Consider the following 14456-nt stretch of genomic DNA (forward strand, 5'->3'; position numbering starts at 1 on the left):
CTGACGGGGCCCGCCGTGCCCGAGTCGCTCCTGGCCGGGCTCCGCGTCCTCGACCTCGCCGGAGAGCCCGCGGCCATGACCGGCCGCATCCTCGCCGACCTCGGCGCCGAGGTCGTCAAGCTCGAGCCCCCCGGGGGCGACCCGCTGCGGGCGGTGCCGCCCCTCGGCCCCGACGGCACGTCGCTTCGCTTCGCGGCGTGGAACGCCGGCAAGTCCTGCGGGGAGGTGACCGGGCCCGACGACCCGGTGCTCGTCGCCCTGCTCGCCGAGGCCCAGGTGGTGCTCACCACTCCGGGGTGGCCGGGGGCCCTGGAGGTCGACCCGGGGGGCGCCCCGGACCTGGTGTGGGTGCAGGTGACGCCCTTCGGTGCCGACGGGCCCCGCGCCCGGTGGCGGGCGAGCGACCTCGGCGTCATGGCCTCGACGGGGAACATGTACTGCACGGGCGACCCCGACCGGGCGCCGGTGCGGTGCACCGAGCCCACGGCCTGGGCCCATGTCGGGCCCGAGGCGGTCGTGGCCACGCTCAGCGCGCTGGCGTCGGGCCGGCCCCAGGTCGTGGACGTCTCCGCCCAGGAGGCGGTGATGATCGCCTCGATGGGCCACGTCGGCCGCTTCCCGCGCACCAAGATGCGCGGCAAGCGCTCGGGGGCGAGCGTGGGCATCACCCGAGAGATCTGGCCGTGCCAAGACGGGTTCGTGTCCTTCGGCCTGCGCGGCGGCAAGGCGCGCGTGGCCAACATGCAGACCATCACGCGGCTCGTCGACGGCGACGGCCTGGCCACACCCGCGCTGACCGACCGCGACTGGACGACCTACGACCACAACCGGGTGAGCCGCGAGGAGCTCGATGCCATCGCCGCGCCGGTGGCCGCCTACTTCCTGCGCCACACGATGGCCGAGCTCTACGAGATCGCCTGCGAGACCAACCTGATGCTGGCGCCGGCCAACTCGCCGCGCGAGCTGATCGAGAGCCGCCAGCTGGCCTCGCGCGACTTCTTCTGCGACGTGGCGCCCGCCGCCCACTTCCCCCGCTCCTTCGTGCGCGTCACCAGCCCCGGCGACGCCGTGGCGACCCCCGGGCCGCGCGGGCCGGCACGCGCCGCCGATCCGGCGTGGATCCGGGAGCGGTCGGGCATGGACGGCGACGCGCCGGCCCCCCCGGCGGCGGGGCGGGCGGCCGCTACCAGGCCGGCGGCGCGCTCGACGGCGGGCCCCGGGCCGGCCGCGGCGTGGGCGGGCACGGCGGTGCTCGAGTTCGGCACGGGGGCGGCCGGGCCCATCGGGGTGCGCTACTTCGCCGAGAACGGCGCCACCGTGGTGCGCGTGGAGTCGCGCTCGCGCCCCGACTTCCTGCGCACCTACGGCATGGGGCCCGGCAACCCGTGCGGCCTCGAGGGGTCGGACATGTTCGACGCCCTCAACGTGGGCAAGCTCGGCGTGACCCTGAACCTGAAGCATCCCGAGGGCGTGGCCCTGGCCCGGCGCCTGGTGCACTGGGCCGACGCCGTGGCGGAGAACTTCGCCCCCCGGGCCATGCGCAGCTTCGGGCTCGACTACGGCACCATGGCGGCCCAGAAGCCCGACCTCGTCATGGTGAGCTCGTGCCTGCAGGGCCAGACGGGGCCGCACAAGGACTACCCCGGCTTCGGCGGCCAGGGCTCCGCCCTCGGCGGCTACAACCTGCTCACGGGGTGGCCCGACCGCGAGCCGGTGGGCCCCTACGGGACCATCACCGACTCGCTCGCCCCGCGCTTCGTGGCCAGCGCCTTGGCGGCCGGCCTCCTCTACCGGCGGCGCACGGGGCGCGGTGTGCACCTCGACGTGAGCCAGGTCGAGGCGGCGGTGTACTCGCTCACCCCGTGGGTGCTCGACTACGACGTGAACGGCCGCACCGGGTCGCGCCAGGGCAACCGCTCCACGCGCGCCGTGCCCCACGGTGCCTTTGCGTGCGCCGGCGAGGACCGTTGGGTGGCCGTGGCCGCCTGGGACGACGACGACTGGGGGCGCCTGGCGCGGGCCATCGGCGTCGACGACGCCGTGGCGGCGCGCCTGGCCACCCTCGGGGCCCGGCAGGCCTCGGTGGACGAGGTCGAAGGGCTGGTGGCGGCGTGGACGGCCCCGCAGCGGGCCGAGGACGTGGCCGACACCTTGCAGGCACTCGGCATCGAGGCGGTGCCGGTGGCCGACCTCGGCGACGCCTCGGCCGACCCGCAGCTGCACCATCGGGGCCACTTCGTCACCCTGGCCCACCCCTGCATGGGCGAGTGCGGCTACGAACGCAACGGCTTCCGCCTCAGCGACGCCACCGCCGGCTACGAGCGCACCAGCCCCACGCTGGGGGAGCACAACGAGTACGTGCTGGGCGAGATCCTGGGACTCGGCGCCGCCGAGCGCCGGCGGCTCGCCGACGACGGCGTGCTGGACTGACAAGCCGGCCGGCGGGCATCGCCCGGCTCTCGGGTGTCACCGGCCGGTGACCAGTGCCTCCAGCCGGCCGAGCCGGTCGATGATGGCGTCGAGCTTGGCGCTGTCCCGCGCGCCCGCGACCCCCGTGCCGACACCGTGGACGAGACCGGCCAGGGCGGCGGCCACCGTCCGGCGGGCCACGACGGGCCCGACGCCGGCGCGCCGGAGTGCCCTGCCACCGGCGCCGTGGGGCTGGTCGACCACGGCCAGGAGGAGGTGCTCGCAGCCCACGTAGTTGTGCCCCATCCGACCGGCGATCTCCTGGGTTCCCCGCATGGCGTTGGTGGCGGGGGCGTCCAGGCGGTTCACCGACCGGTCGCCCGACCGGGCCTGGGCCGCATGCTCGAGCTCCACGCGGACCGCGGGGACGTCGATCCCCATCACCTCGAGGACGTGGACGGCGAGGTTCTGCCCTTCGTCGATGACACCCCACAGCAGGTGCTCCGTACCGACAGTGCCCCCCTCCCCGGCGACGGCGGCGGCCCGGGTCAGCGCGTCGGCCAGCGGCGGCGTCGACGGCAGGGCCAGGTGCAGGAAGGGAGGGACGTCGGCACGGGCTGCCCTGGGCTCCTCCCGGAGCGCGGTGACCCGCTGGAGGGCCTGGACGAGCGCGTGCTGGCACACCGCGGAGACCGGGAGATGGGCGTCCTTCACGGCCTCGGCGAGGGCGTCGGGGAGGTAGACGTTGATCTTCGGCATGCCGCTCCGGGGTTGCTCAGGCGTGGGGGTACATTGGGGTTATACCGCATAGCAGGTGTAGCAGGTGAGCAGGGTGGCGGTACACCCGCCACCAGGCGGTCACACGCCCACGAGCCCGAGGCGCGGGATGCGAGGACCCTCAGCTCCCCCCGGCCAGGAGGAGGAGGCCACGCACGCCTCCCAGCGCCCGGAGCAGGTCGTTCAGGTGCGTGCACGAGGCGACGCCGGTGAGGGTCTCGGGCACCGCCGCGGCCAGCGTGGCCACGGCCGTGCCCACCAGCGCGCCCACGGTGTCGGCCGCGGCGGGACACTCGGGGAAGGGCAGGACCCGGGGCTCGGCCTCCACCCAGCCGAGCACCCCGTCGACCCCGCCGGCGCGCACGGCGTACTCGTGCAGCACCGCCTCGCCGCCCCCGTCCTCTCCCACGGTGTCGCGGAACATCGCCCAGATGCCGAACTCGCCGCCGGGGCCGGCGGTGACGTCGATGCACCGCCGGCGGCGCATCCAGTCGAGGCCCAGCGGGGCGAGCTCGTGCCAGGCGTGGGGGTCCGCGCCGGGCGACCCCGGTTCGGGCACCGGCACGGGCGGGCAGTCCTGCATGGGCACGCCCTCGCCGGCCACCACGCCCCGGACGGCGGCGCCGCCGGCACGCCAGCCCGAGCACAGGTCGGTCATGTGGTCCAGCGCGCCCGGCGGCATCAGGTTGGCGGGGTGGTGCCCCTCGCGCCGGGCCAGGCGCATCCACGCATAGCCCGAGATCAGCGCGGCGGCGGGCATGTCGTCGAGCACCTGGCGCAGCAGGGACCCCGCCTCGTCCGGGGGCACGACCTCGTCGAGATGGCGCCGGAACCCCCCGCCGGCGCGTGCCCCCACCAGATCCTGGGCCCACGGCGCCCCGGGGGTGGTGGTGAGCGACGTCAGGCACCGCGCCGTGTCGAAGCCGGCGCGCACGCGCGCCTCGGCCAGGACCGTCACGTCGTCGGGCCCGGCGGCCCCGGTGCGCAGGTCTCGGGCGGCACCCTCCATGGCCAGGGGCGAGCTCCACTCGCCGCGCCGGCCCACGTCGACGTGCATCGTCCGCCGCACCGACCCGGCGGGCCGCGCCGGCACGCCGGGCAGCGGGTCGCGCAGCACCACGGGTGTGCCCTCGGTCATGGGGCCACGCTACCCTTCAGGCCCGCGTTCTCCGACGCCGGCGTCAGGTTCGCCGGTGCGGGCGGGCGACGGGGCGGGACACGGGTGCACGGGGAGGGAGCCTGATGGCGAGACGGGTGGCGATCGTCGGTGCGGCGCTGTCGGACTGCGGGCGGGTGGACGACAAGTCCGCCTTCGAGCTGCACCACCAGGCCACGAGCCGGGCGCTCGCCGACGCCGGCGTCGACCGGCGCGAGGTCGACGGCTTCATGTCGCACGGCACCGGGGCCCTGCCCCCCATCGAGCTGGCCGAGTACCTGGGCCTGGCCTCGCACATCGACTACATCGACTCCACCGGGGTCGGCGGCTCGTGCTGGGAGATGTTCCTCGAGCACGCCGTGGCCGCCATCGCCCAGGGCCAGATCGACACCGTCGTCCTCTCCTACGGCTCGACGTCGCGCGCCGACCTGAAGCGCCGCATGCGGACCGCCAACCTCTTCTTCGGGAACAGGGGGCCGATCCAGTTCGACGCCCCCTTCGGCCACACCCTGATCGCCAAGCACGCCATGTCGGCGCGGCGCCACATGCACGAGTTCGGCACCACCATCGAGCAGCTGGCCGAGATCGCCGTCTCGGCGCGCTACAACGCCGGCTTCAACCCCGACGCCTACTACCGCGACCCCATCACCATCGAGGACGTCCAGTCATCGAAGATGATCGCCGACCCCTTCACCAAGCTGCACTGCTGCATCCGGTCCGACGGCGGGGGCGCCATCGTGCTCACGCACGAGGACCGGGCCCGGGACTGCGCCAGCACGCCCATCTGGGTGCTCGGCACGGGCGAGGCCATCTCGCACACCACCATGAGCGAGTGGGCCGACTTCACGGAGTCACCGTGCGTGCGCTCGGCCAAGAAGGCCTTCGGGCAGGCGGGCGTCACCCCCGCCGACATCGACGTGGTGGAGGTCTACGACAGCTTCACCCTGACGGTGCTGCTCACCCTGGAGGGCCTCGGCTTCTGCCAGAAGGGCGAGGGGGGCGCGTTCGTCGAGGGCGGCGCGCTGCGGGTGGGCGGGGCGCTGCCGACCAACACCGACGGCGGGGGGCTGTCGTCGTGCCAGCCGGGCATGCGGGGCATTTTCCTTCTCGTCGAGGCCGTGAAGCAGCTGCGCGGCGAGTGCGGCGACCGCCAGGTCGCCGACGCCCGCCTGGCCGCGGTCAACGCCACCGGCGGGTGGATCTCCTCCACCGGCACGGCCATCCTCGGCCGGGAGTAGTCCACCCGTCAGCGCGCCGGCAGGGCGATGGCCTTGACCTCGAGGTACTCCTCGAACCCCTCGATCCCGTTCTCGCGCCCCACGCCGCTCTGGCGGTAGCCGCCGAAGGGCACGTCCGGGGCGTTCCAGAACCCGCCGTTCACCATGAGCGTCCCCGTCCGCACCCGCCGGGCGACGGCCATGGCCCGCTCCTCGGACGCGCTCGTGACCGCGCCGGACAGCCCGTAGATGGAGTCGTTGGCGATGCGCACGGCGTCGTCGTCGTCCTCGTAGGGGATGACCACGAGCACCGGCCCGAAGATCTCCTCCTGGGCGACGGTCGCCTTGGGGTCGACGTCGGCGAAGAGGGTGGGCTCCACGAAGAACCCCTTGTCGAGGTGGGCGGGCACGCCCCCGCCGCGTACCAGCCGGGCGCCCTCGGCCTTCCCCTTCTCGATGTACCCGAGCACCCGCTCGCGCTGCTTGGCGCTGATCAGCGGGCCCTGGAGGTTCGACGCGTCCCACGGGTCGCCGTAGGGCACGCTCGCCATCATGGCGTCCGCCATTTCGAGGAACTCGTCGTAGCGCGACCGGGGCAGCAGCAGCCGGGTGGTGATGGCACAGCCCTGACCGGCGTGGGTGCACACGCCGATGGCGCTCACCCCGATGGCCCCGCCGGCCTCCTCGACGTCGTCGAGGACGATGTTGGCCGACTTCCCCCCGAGCTCGAGGAAGACCTTCTTCACGGTGTCGGCCCCCTTGGCCATGATGCGCCGGCCCGTGGCCGTGGAGCCGGTGAAGGTGATCATGTCGACACGCGGGTCGGTGGTGAGGACCTCGCCCACCATGTGGTCCGACGAGGCCACCACGTTGACCACGCCGGCGGGGATGTCGGTCTCCTCGGCGATCATCCGGCCGAGCGCGGTCGCCGACCACGGGGTGTCGGGCGCGGGCTTGAGCACCACGGTGTTGCCCGCCGCCAGCGCGGGACCGAGCTTGGCGAGATTCAGGTTGAGCGGGAAGTTCCACGGGGTGATGGCCCCCACGACACCGACGGCCTCGCGCCGCACCAGCCGTCGCTGGGGCTGGCCGAAGACGTCGCGCTCGGGCAGCCACCGCTCGTACTCGTACCGTACGGGCTGCTCCACCCAGTACCCGAGGTCGTCGATGGGCAGGTCCACCTGGTTGGCGTACGTCAGGGCGATCGGGCTACCCACCTCGGCCACGGTGATGGACCGCAGCTCCTCCTTGTGGGCGACGGCGGCGGCGTGCAGCTGCTCCAGGCACCGGCGCCGGAGCTCGTGGTCGGTGGACCACGCGGTCTCGTCGAAGGCGCGCCGCGCCGCCCCGATGGCGGCCTCCATGTCGGCGGCGGTGCCGTCGGCCGTCTCGCCCAGGACCTTCTCGGTGGTGGGGTCGATGTTGTCGAAGGTCGCCCCCGAGGCGCTCTCGGTGAGCGTGCCGTCGATGAGCAGGCGCGGCTCGGCGCGCACCTCGTGCTCTTCGGTCATGCCGTCGTCTCCCCTCCACCGCCGGCCGGGGCCGGCTCGGTCATCCCGCCGGCCGGGGCCGGCTCGGTCATCCGCTCTTCCCGCAGTCTCGTCTTCAGGACCTTGCCGTTGGGCTCACGCGGCAGCTCGTCGACGAACTCGACGGTGCGCGGCAGCTTGAAGTCGGCGAGCCGCCCGGCCAGCCGGGCCGTGAGGGCCTCGGCGTCGCGGGCGCTGCCGGGCCGCACCTCCACCACGGCGTGCACCTTCTGGCCCATGCGCTCGTCGGGCAGCCCGATCACCGCGGCGTCCACCACCTCGGCGTCCTCGACGAGGGCGGCCTCCACCTCGGCCGGGTAGATGTTCACGCCCCCGCTGATGATGAGGTCGGTGCGGCGGTCGGCGAGGAAGAGGTAGCCGTCCTCGTCGAGCCACCCCATGTCCCCCACCGTGAAGTAGTCGCCCTGCCAGGCCTGCTCGGTCTTGTCGGGGGAGTTGTGGTAGCGGAAGCGCTGGCCGGCGAAGGCCGACACGTACACCGTCCCCACCTCACCGGCGGGCAGCACGGCCCCCTCCGCGTCGGTGATGCGCACCGACAGGCCCGGGAAGGGCCGGCCCACGCTGCCGGGCTTCTCGAGCCACTCCTCGGGGGAGATGACCGAGGCCATGCCCTCGCTGGCGCCGTAGTACTCCCACACCGTGCCCGGCGGGAACACGTCGATGATGCGGCGCTTCACCGGCACCGGGCAGGGGGCGGCGGCGTGGAGGACCTTGCGGACGCTGGAGCGGTCGTAGGCGGCCCAGTCGGCCTCGAGGATGCGGATGAAGTTGGCCGGGACCATCTGGGAGGTCGTGACCCGCTCGGCCTCGATGAGGCGCAGGCACTCGGTGGCGTCCCACCGGGGCATGACCACCACCGTGCCCCCTTCCCCCAGGCTCATCAGCGCGTAGGCGCTCGGGGCCGTGTGGTACATGGGCCCGGCCATCAGGTGGACGTCGTCGGGCCGGAACCCCCAGAACGAGGCGAAGGGGTTGGGGGGCGTCTCGGTCGCCGGCTGGGGGGCGGGGCGGGCGATGCCCTTGGGGCGCCCGGTCGTCCCCGAGGTGTAGGTCATGGCGGTCACCGGCGTGCCCAGGAAGTCGGGGCGCGGCGGCGGGCGGCCGTCGGGCAGCGCGAGGTCGGACAGCGACAAGGCGGGCACGCCGGCCTCGACGGCGGCGCCCGACGCGGCGGCCGAGCCGTCGTGCACCACGAGCGCGGCCCCACAGTCCCGGAGGATGTAGGCCGCCTCGCCCGCGGTGAGGCGCGTGGAGATGGGCACCACGAGGGCGCCGAGGCGCGCCGTGCCGTGCCAGGCGGCGAATGCCTCGATCGAATTCCCCAACATCATGCCCACCCGCTCCCCGGGCGTGGGCGCGTGGGGCGCCATGGCGTGCGCCGCGGCGTTGGCGGCCCGGTCGAGCTCGCCGAAGGTGGTGCGGCGCTCCCCGCACACGAGCGCCACCCGCTCGGGGTCGACCCGGGCGATCCCTGCCAACCCCCTGGGCGCGTCGGCGTGCATCGGGCGGCAAGTGTAGGAGGGCGGGGCGCCCTGTGCCTGACACGGACGTCAGGTATATGATCGCCCCGTTGCCGGGCACGGTCGGGGAGGGGAACGCGATGCAGGCCGAAGATCTCATCCTCGTGAGCGTCGACGACCACGTCGTCGAGCCCCCCGACATGTTCGAGGGCCGCGTCCCGGCCAAGTGGAAGGACCGCGCCCCGCGGATCGTCCACAACGACGACGGCACCGACGTGTGGTCCTTCGAGGGCAACACGATCCCCAACGTCGGCCTCAACGCGGTGGTGGGGCGCCCGCCCGAGGAGTACGGCATCGAGCCCACGTCGTTCGCCGAGATGCGTGACGGCTGCTTCGACATCCACGAGCGCGTTCGCGACATGAACGCCAACGGCGTGCTCGGGTCGATGTGCTTCCCCTCGTTCGTGCAGTTCTGCGGCCAGCTCTTCGCCCGGACCGAGGACAAGGAGCTGGCCATCGACATGCTGCGGGCGTACAACGACTGGCACGTCGAGTCGTGGTGCGGCGCCTACCCCGGCCGCTTCATCCCCCTGGCCATCCCGCCCATCTGGGACCCCACCCTCATGGCCGCCGAGGTGCGCCGGATGGCGGCCAAGGGCTGCCACGCCGTGACGTTCTCGGAGAACCCGTCCAAGCTCGGCTGGCCGAGCTTCCACGCCGCCCACTGGGACCCGTTCTGGTCGGCGTGCGCCGAGGAGGGGACGGTCGTCTGCCTGCACATCGGCTCGTCGTCGCAGCTGGCCATCACCGCCCCGGACGCCCCGTTCGACGTGCTCATCGCCCTGCAACCGGTGAACATCATCCAGTGCGCCGCGGACCTGCTCTTCTCCCCGGTCCTGCGCAAGTACCCGAGCCTGCGCATCGCGCTGTCCGAGGGTGGCATCGGCTGGATCCCGTACTTCCTCGAGCGCGTGGACTACGTCTACCAGCACCACCACAAGTGGACGGGCCAGGACTTCGGCGACATGCTCCCGAGCCAGGTGTTCAAGGAGCGCATCATCACGTGCTTCATCGACGACGCCTTCGGCGTGGAGAACCGCCGCTTTCTCGAGCTCGACAACGTCTGCTGGGAGTGCGACTACCCGCACTCCGACTCCACCTGGCCCACGGCCCCCGAGATCGCCATGAAGTACCTGGCCGGCGTGCCCGACGCCGAGGTGAACAAGATCACCCACGAGAACGCCATGCGCCACTTCCGCTACGACCCCTTCGCCCACCGGGCCCGGGAGCGGTGCACGGTGGCGGCCCTGCGCGCCGAGTCGGCCGACGTGGACACGTCGCTGCGGCCACGGCGCGAAGGCGCCGAGCGCAGGGTCACCCTGGCGGCGGACCTGACCCGCATCGGGGACTCGCGCGACTGAGCCGGTCGGCCCGGCGGGATCGAAACGGCCGATCGGCGGCACCCGGGGCCGCGGCCTGAGCGGACGGGGAGGACACCAGTGCCCATCGACGGGGTCAAGGTCATCGACGGGGACGGCCACGTCATGGAGCCGCCCGATCTGTGGTCGAACCGCATGGACGCCGCCACGTGGGGGGACTGGGTGCCCCACGTGGACCTCGCCACGGGTACGCGTTACGTGGGCGGCGAGGTGCGCAGCGGCGGCGTGGACGCCCTGCGGCGGGCGTCGGCGCTGTCGGGGATCCCCTTCGAGCGCATCGCCGATAACGTCAAGAAGGTCGGCGCCAGCCTGGGGCGCCTGGGCGGGTGGGACCCCGGCTCGCGGCTCGAGGACATGGACCGTGCAGGCATCGACGTGTCCGTGCTCTACCCGAGCGGGGCGATGTTCTTCGGTCCCGCCGACCCCATCAAGGCGCTGCGCAACCCCGAGTTCGTCCGCGACTGCCAGCGCGCCTACAACGACTGGCTGGCCGAGTTCTGCAGCGAGGACCGCGGTCGGCTGTTCGGGATCGGGCTCGTCCCGCTGCAGGACATCGGGATGGCGGTGGCGGAGGCGGAGCGCGCCGTCGACCTGGGCCTGCGCGGGGTGATCATCCGGCCGTCCGCCTACATCGACGAGCTGCCCCTGTCGCACAGCGTGTACGACCCCTTCTGGTCCGCGTGCCAGGGACTCGGGCTCCCGGTGGCCTTCCACCCGGGTGTGCACGTGGACACGCCCGGCGCGTGCCGGAAGTTCGGGCTCGTGGTCGACGACCCCGACATCACGGTGGTGAACAACACTGTGAGCGCCCTCTACGGGGGGTCGGGCTTCGGGCAGGCCATCGGCAACGCCGCCGACATGATCGTCACCGTGGGCCGGCTCATCATGGGCGGCGTGTGCGAACGCTTCCCGAGCCTGCGCATGATCTTCCTGAAGTCCGGCGGTGGGTGGATGCCGACGATCCTGGAGCGCATGGACGAGCAGGTCGAGGAGTTCCCGCTCGAGGGCGAGCACCTCTCGATGGACCCGAGCGACTACTTCCGCCGGCAGTGTTACGTGTCGTTCGAGGCCGACGAGTGGAACCTGGCCGCCTCGGCGAAGTGGCTCGGCGCCGATCGCATCCTGTGGGCATCGAACTACCCGCACCCCGAGTACTCGGACCAGGTGCTCGAGAAGCTCCTGACGTCGCTGGCCCCGCTCGACGACACCGAGCGGATGCAGATCCTGTGCCACAACGAGGTGGAGGCCTACGGCCTGCCGATCCCGGCGACCGTCTGAGCGCCGGGCGCGTGACGCCGTCGGGGTCCGAACGGCTCACGCGCCTGCGGCCGGGCCCCCTCGACGCATCCCCAGGCCCCGACACCGACGGAGGAGCATGACGATGGACTGGACCCGCGTCCCGGTGGTCGTGGGCGGAGGACAGGTGACCAACCGCGAGGAGGACCCCCTCGCCGCGCCCGACCCGTTCGCCCTGATGGAGGAGGCCGCCCGGCGCGCCGCCGCCAGCGCCACCGGCGGCGACGGGAAGGACGGCCCCGCCCGAGCCGGGGGCGCATCGGGCGACGTGCTGACGGGCCTCACCCACTGCTTCATGGTGCACTCGCTGTCGTTGCGCCACGGCGACCCCGCCGCCGAGCTCGCCCGGCGCCTCGGCGCCAGGAAAGCCGAGGCCCGCTGTTCCGGGATGGGCGGGTCGATCCCCCAGTGGCTCGTGAACCGGGCGGCCGAGCTCGTGGCCGCCGGGGACCGGCCCCGCGTGCTCATCGCCGGAGCCGAGGCCCTGGCCACGCGCCGGCGCGCCAGGACGCTGGGGGTCACGCTGGACTGGCCGACCAGCGACGGCTGGCCCGAGACGTGGCCGCCGCTCGAGCCCGACCTCGGGGTGCACCCGGTCGAGCGCGCCCACGAGCTCGTGCAGGCCACGACCATGTACGCCCTCGTCGAGTCGGCGGTGGCGCACGCCGCGGGCCACGACCCCGCCACCCACAGCCGGGCGGTGGGCGACCTGATGGCCGGGTTCAACGACGTCGCCGTGCGCAATCCGTTGTCGTGGTTCCCGACGCACCGCGACGCGGCCGAGATCATGACGGTCACTCCCGACAACCGCATGATCTGCTACCCGTACCCCAAGTACGTGAACGCCGTCATGGACGTGGACATGGGCGCAGCCGTGATCGTCACCGACGCCGCCACGGCGCGCCAGTGGGGCCTCGGGCCCGACGAGGTCGCCTACCTGTCGGGCTGGGCCGACGCCCACGACCTGTGGTACCTGTCGGAGCGCCCCGTGCTGCACCGGTCGCCGGCGCTGGCCGAGTGCGCTCGCCGGGCCCTCGGCTCCGCGGGCCTCACCATGGACGAGGTCGACGGCCTCGACCTGTATGCCTGCTTCCCCAGCTCGGTCGAGGTGGCACGCGACAGCTTCGGCATCGCGCCCGACGATCCCCGGCCGCTCACGCTCACCGGCGGCCTCCCCTACCACGGGGGCCCGGGGAGCAACTACGTGACCCACGCCGTCGCCAACGCGCTGGCGTGGGTGCGCCACGGCCGGGGCGACTCGGCGCTCGTGCACGGCAACGGCTACTACCTCACCAAGCACTCGGTGGGCCTCTACACGCGGCGCCCCCCGACCGAGCCGCCCCGTCCCCCCGAGAAGCTCCAGGAATTCGTGGACGGGCTGGCCTCGCCGTTGGTGGTCGAGCCCTCGGCCGCGAACGCCGGCACCACCGGTGAGATCGTGGCCTACACCGTGCCCTTCGACCGCGACGGCGCCGCCGCCGCGGCGATCGGCCTCGTCGACGTGGGCGGACGCCGCACGGTGGCGCGCGGCGACAGCGCGCTGACCGACGCCTTGCTGGAGGGCGACGGCGTGGGGACCGTGGTGGTGCTCGGCGAGTCGGCCGCCGGCAACACCATGCAAGGGGCCTGATCCCGACCCACCGTCGCCCGGGGAGCGCGGGCGCGGGCCGATCCGGCGCCCGAGGCGCGAGCGGGGACTACTCGAGGACCAGGGCCTGCTCGGGGCAGTTCTCCACGCCGTTGCGGGCGGCGTCCTCGAGACCGGGGGGGACGTCGGTGACGAGCAGCACACAGTGCCCGGCGTCGTCTGAGTCGAACAAGTCGGGCGCCAGCGAGTAGCAGCGACCGTGGCCCTGGCACAGCCCGGTGTCGAGCCCGATGCGCACGCCGGTGATCAGCCGGCCGGGTCGAACTCGAGCGGCAGGGTGGTGAGCGAGCGCAGGCCGGGCGTGTACTGCAGCACCGTTCCCGGCACCAGCTGGTAGTCGGGGATGCGGCGGTGGAACTCGCGCAGCGCCACCCGCAGTTCGACACGCGCCAGGTGCGACCCGAGGCAGCGGTGCACACCACCGCCGAACGCCAGGTGCGGGTTCGGGTTGCGCCGCAGGTCGACGGTGTCCACCCCGGGGTGCGCGGCGTCGTCGGTGTTCGCCGACCCGAGCAGGAGCATCACCTGCTCACCGGCCTTCACCGGGCAGCCGCCGAAGTCGACGTCCTGCGTGGCGACCCTGGGGACGGCGGGGACCGGGCTCTCCCAGCGCAGCAGCTCCTCGACGGCGGAGGGGATCACCGACTCGTCGCGGGCGATGAGCCGGCGCTGCTCGGGCTCCTGCGCCAGGTACGCGAAGAAGCAGTCGAGCGAGTCGGTGACGGTGTCGAGGCCGGCGATGATGAACAGGTAGCAGACATCCATCACTTCCTCGTCGGTCAGCCGGACGCCGTCGACCTCGCCCTTCATGATCTGTGTCAGCAGGTCGTCGGTGGGCTCCGCCGCGTGCCGGCGCTTCAGCTCGGTCTCGAAATACGCGTACACGGCCTCGCCCGCCCGCTTGCGCGCCGGCGCCTGCTCCTCCATGGTCACGCCGTCGGGCCGGATGATGTCGTCCTTCACCGCCAGGAACTGGTCGAGGTCGGCGAACGGCAGCCCCATGAGGCGCAGGAAGACCCGGCACGGCAGGGGGACGGCGAACTCCTCGTGCAGGTCGCACGTGCCCCGACCCGCGAAGACGTCGACGAGCTCCTTCACGAGGCCCACGATCTCGTCCTCGAGCAGCGCCATCTTCTTGGGGGCGAACAACGGGTCGAGGATCCGCCGGTACTTCACGTGCTGGGGCGGGTCGATCTGGAGCGGGATGAGCGGGCGGATGTTGCCCAGGTCCATGGGCACCTCGCTCCAGCAGAACGTCGCCGTCTTCCGCAGGGCGTCCTCGACGTCTTCGCGCCGGGTGACGAGCGTGAACATGTCCCCGATCCGCTGCACGGGCTGCTCCCGCAGTGAGCGGGCGATCGCCCGCGGATCGTCCGAGGAGGCCAGATCGGCCACCATGCCGGCGGAGGCCCCCGATGCCTCGTCGTCAGCCTGCATGCGCACTCCTCTCACACCAGGGATCTCACGGGGTCGCCACCGCGGCGTCCTGCGTGCCACCAGCGCC

11 protein-coding genes are annotated in these 14456 nt (G+C 73.3%); 5 read left to right on the forward strand and 6 right to left on the reverse strand.

Annotated elements, in window-relative coordinates; translation table 11 throughout:
* Positions 1-15: 15 nt before the first annotated feature.
* Positions 16-2430: a CoA transferase gene (locus VMV22_10705; protein ID HUY22792.1), complete on the forward strand. Its 2415-nt coding sequence runs from the start codon at positions 16-18 to the stop codon at positions 2428-2430.
* A 36-nt stretch (positions 2431-2466) separates the two neighbouring features.
* On the opposite strand, the gene VMV22_10710 is transcribed toward VMV22_10705, so the two are convergent.
* Together VMV22_10710 and VMV22_10715 are read right to left on the reverse strand one after the other, a co-directional pair.
* The gene (locus tag VMV22_10710; GenBank protein HUY22793.1) at positions 2467-3168 is read right to left on the reverse strand and encodes a Clp protease N-terminal domain-containing protein; all 702 of its coding nucleotides are present in this window, start codon (positions 3166-3168) and stop codon (positions 2467-2469) included.
* 139 nt (positions 3169-3307) lie between these two features.
* A complete protein-coding gene (locus VMV22_10715) occupies positions 3308-4324 on the reverse strand; it encodes a DUF2889 domain-containing protein (protein ID HUY22794.1) in 1017 nt (338 codons plus the stop codon).
* A gap of 104 nt (positions 4325-4428) precedes the next feature.
* On the opposite strand from VMV22_10715, the gene VMV22_10720 reads away from it, so the two are divergent.
* Complete coding sequence (locus VMV22_10720) at positions 4429-5580, forward strand: acetyl-CoA acetyltransferase (protein ID HUY22795.1); 1152 nt, start codon at positions 4429-4431, stop codon at positions 5578-5580.
* 8 nt (positions 5581-5588) lie between these two features.
* On the opposite strand, the gene VMV22_10725 is transcribed toward VMV22_10720, so the two are convergent.
* Together VMV22_10725 and VMV22_10730 are read right to left on the reverse strand one after the other, a co-directional pair.
* Positions 5589-7070: an aldehyde dehydrogenase family protein gene (locus VMV22_10725; GenBank protein HUY22796.1), complete on the reverse strand. Its 1482-nt coding sequence runs from the start codon at positions 7068-7070 to the stop codon at positions 5589-5591.
* Entirely contained in the window at positions 7067-8611 is a 1545-nt protein-coding gene (locus VMV22_10730) for an AMP-binding protein (protein HUY22797.1), read from the reverse strand. Before VMV22_10730 ends, VMV22_10725 begins: the two co-directional genes overlap by 4 nt.
* Before the next feature lie 98 nt (positions 8612-8709).
* Here VMV22_10730 and VMV22_10735 point away from each other — a divergent pair, with 98 nt between their 5' ends.
* From VMV22_10735 to VMV22_10745, 3 genes are all read left to right on the forward strand, one after another.
* The gene (locus VMV22_10735; GenBank protein ID HUY22798.1) at positions 8710-9990 is read left to right on the forward strand and encodes an amidohydrolase family protein; all 1281 of its coding nucleotides are present in this window, start codon (positions 8710-8712) and stop codon (positions 9988-9990) included.
* A gap of 78 nt (positions 9991-10068) precedes the next feature.
* The gene (locus VMV22_10740) at positions 10069-11286 is read left to right on the forward strand and encodes an amidohydrolase family protein (GenBank protein HUY22799.1); all 1218 of its coding nucleotides are present in this window, start codon (positions 10069-10071) and stop codon (positions 11284-11286) included.
* Between the two features lie 103 nt (positions 11287-11389).
* Positions 11390-12934, forward strand: coding sequence for a hypothetical protein (locus VMV22_10745; protein ID HUY22800.1), 1545 nt, complete (start codon positions 11390-11392; stop codon positions 12932-12934).
* Positions 12935-13001: 67 nt separating this feature from the next.
* On the opposite strand, the gene VMV22_10750 is transcribed toward VMV22_10745, so the two are convergent.
* Together VMV22_10750 and VMV22_10755 are read right to left on the reverse strand one after the other, a co-directional pair.
* Complete coding sequence (locus VMV22_10750) at positions 13002-13190, reverse strand: ferredoxin (protein HUY22801.1); 189 nt, start codon at positions 13188-13190, stop codon at positions 13002-13004.
* Between the two features lie 8 nt (positions 13191-13198).
* A complete protein-coding gene (locus tag VMV22_10755) occupies positions 13199-14389 on the reverse strand; it encodes a cytochrome P450 (GenBank protein ID HUY22802.1) in 1191 nt (396 codons plus the stop codon).
* Positions 14390-14456 lie beyond the last annotated feature (67 nt).

It is taken from the genome of Acidimicrobiales bacterium, from assembly GCA_035531755.1.
GTDB lineage: Bacteria > Actinomycetota > Acidimicrobiia > Acidimicrobiales > UBA8190 > DATKSK01.